This is a genomic window from Protofrankia sp. CiP1_Cm_nod2 (assembly GCF_920664355.1).
Taxonomy (GTDB): domain Bacteria; phylum Actinomycetota; class Actinomycetes; order Frankiales; family Frankiaceae; genus Protofrankia.
The window spans coordinates 3,489-5,815 of the sequence record NZ_CAKKTL010000304.1 but is presented as its reverse complement, the minus strand read 5'-3'; the positions used below and the strand labels follow the sequence as shown (position 1 = coordinate 5,815).

Genomic DNA, 2,327 nt, shown 5'->3' with positions numbered 1-2,327 from the left:
GAGACGCCGAGGGCGAAGCGATCATGTTGCCATCGCGCAGCCGGAGGTCCGCGGGGATGTTGGCGCGTAGGCGTTCACCGGCCTGACGGCCGTCCAGTGCCACTGCCATGTGCGGCCAGAGGGTCGTGAGAGCGGCGCGGGAAGGATCTTTCCGTACCGCCGAGGTCCCCACCGTGGATCACTAAGGAGGCCCCACCACCGTGCCGGCTACCCCCATCCTTAACCTGCCGCTGGTGCTGCTGTCCAACCGCGGCCCGGTGAGCTTCGACCGTGACGTGTCCGGGCGTACCGTCAACCGCGGGGCGGGCGGGCTGGTGTCAGCCCTCTCCGGCCTTGCCGAGCACCTGGACGACGCCGTCTGGGTGTGCGGGGCGTCCAGCGAGGAGGACGCCCTCGTCGCCAGCGAAGCGCACGGCAGCTCGATTCTCGTGCAGACCTCTCCATACCCGCACGTCGTCGAGGACGAACCCGACGGCCCCGCGATCCGGGTCCGGCTGGTCACCACCGACCCGGCCGCCTACGCGGACTTCTACAGCGTCTGGTCGAACCCGATCCTGTGGTTCGTCCAGCACGGGCTCTACGGCCGGGCGCTGTCACCCGTCCTCACCCAGGCCGAGCACGACGCGTTCGACAACGGCTACGCGGCGGTCAACCGTGTGTATGCGGATGCGGTCGTCGACGAGGTCCGCGCCCGCGGCGGAAAGGCCCTGGTCCTGTTGCAGGACTACCACTTCTACCTGGTGGCCGAGCGGGTCCGCGAGCAGTGCCCGGACGTCGTGCTCACCCATTTCATCCACATCCCGTGGCCGGGGCCGGACGAGTGGCGGATACTGCCGGCCGGTATCCGGGAACGGCTGCTGCGCGGCCTGCTCGGCAGTGACGTCGTCGGCTTCCACACCCGGCGCTACGCCCGCCACTTCGTCCTGTGCGCCCAGGACCTGCTCGGCCTCGACGTCGACCTGGACAACCTGCTGGTCTTCGTCGGCGACCGGGTCGTGCGGGCCCGCTACTACCCGATCTCGGTGGACACCGCCGTCCTGGAGGCGACGCTGAGCACGGAGGAGGTCGCCGGGCACGTCGCCATGCTGAGGTACGCCTTCCTCGACGGCGACCGGCGGCTGATCCTGCGGGTGGACCGCACCGACCCGAGCAAGAACGTCGTGCGGGGCTTCCTGGCCTTTGGCGCGCTGCTCGACCAGTATCCGGAGCTCGTCGGGAAGGTCAGCTTCCTCGCCCTGCTCCAGCCCAGCCGCACCGACGTGCCCGAGTACGCCGACTACATCGCGCTGATCGGCGCGGTGGTGGCGGAGATCAACGCCCGGCACACCAAGGACGGCCGGCAGCCCATCGACCTGCGGATGGCCGAGGACTTCCCGCTCGCGGTGGCCGCCTACTCGATCTGCGACGTGATCCTGGTCAACGCGCTGGCGGACGGCATGAACCTCGTGACCAAGGAGGTCGCGGTGGTCAACCGGCGCGGTGGCGTGCTGGCCCTGTCGGAGAACGCCGGCGCCCACGAGGAGCTGGGGGAGTACGCGGTCACCCTGCATCCCTTCGACGTGCAGCAGATGGCGGACGCCCTGTACGAGGCCCTGACCATGCCGCTGGAGGAGCGGCAGCGGCGGCTGGCCGCGGCGGCCGAGCAGGTGCGCACGCACGACGTGGGACGCTGGCTGAGCGACCAGCTCGACGACCTCGCCCAGCTCGCCGGCTACCTGTGAGAACCCGCGGAGGACCCGTCCGAGGACTTGCCTGAGGATGAGGACCTGGCGTTAGGGCCCCGCCTGAGGAGCCGCGCCGAGCCCGGGTCCTGACCCGGAACCGGTCCGATCATTACCGTGGGTGACCGGCGGGATTCTGCCGTGGCTTACCGGTAGTCTCGGTCGGTGACAGCAGCCGCCGTCGGGGTTGGCTGATCGTTGACGGGCTGAGGAGCTTTACGTGGCAAGTTCCAGCGGTCACCACAAGGCGAACGCGGGTTCGTGGACCGCGGTTTTTCTGATCATTGCGGCGTTCACGGTCGGCGTCTTCGCTCTCGCCCTGCACTCGGTACCGCTGTGGATCGTCACCGGCGTGGCCCTGGTCGTCGGCCTGATCACCGCCGTCGCCTCCCAGATCATGGAACAGGCGTACTGACACCCGCACGCACCCCGCATGCGCCCCGCACGCACCCCGCGATCGCGGGGGACACCCGGAAGAACAATCATGTCTGCCCGGTCCGGCCGGGCAGGCTCCGCCGCCGCGCACGGCGGCTGACAACCGCGCCGTAGGCCGATGCCCGCGGCCCGCGGCGCGGCATGAGGCGTCCTTCGTCGTCCTTCTTCGTC

The 2,327-nt window shown here is 69.9% G+C and carries 2 protein-coding genes; both read left to right on the top strand.

Annotation, left to right across the window (positions count from 1 at the left end; all coding sequences use genetic code 11):
* The first annotated feature begins 200 nt into the window (after positions 1 to 200).
* Complete coding sequence (locus tag NBW84_RS22180) at positions 201 to 1,721, top strand: alpha,alpha-trehalose-phosphate synthase (UDP-forming) (protein WP_250287095.1); 1,521 nt, start codon at positions 201 to 203, stop codon at positions 1,719 to 1,721.
* Positions 1,722 to 1,941: 220 nt separating this feature from the next.
* A complete protein-coding gene (locus NBW84_RS22175) occupies positions 1,942 to 2,136 on the top strand; it encodes a hypothetical protein (RefSeq protein ID WP_250287093.1) in 195 nt (64 codons plus the stop codon).
* The last annotated feature ends 191 nt before the right edge of the window (positions 2,137 to 2,327 follow it).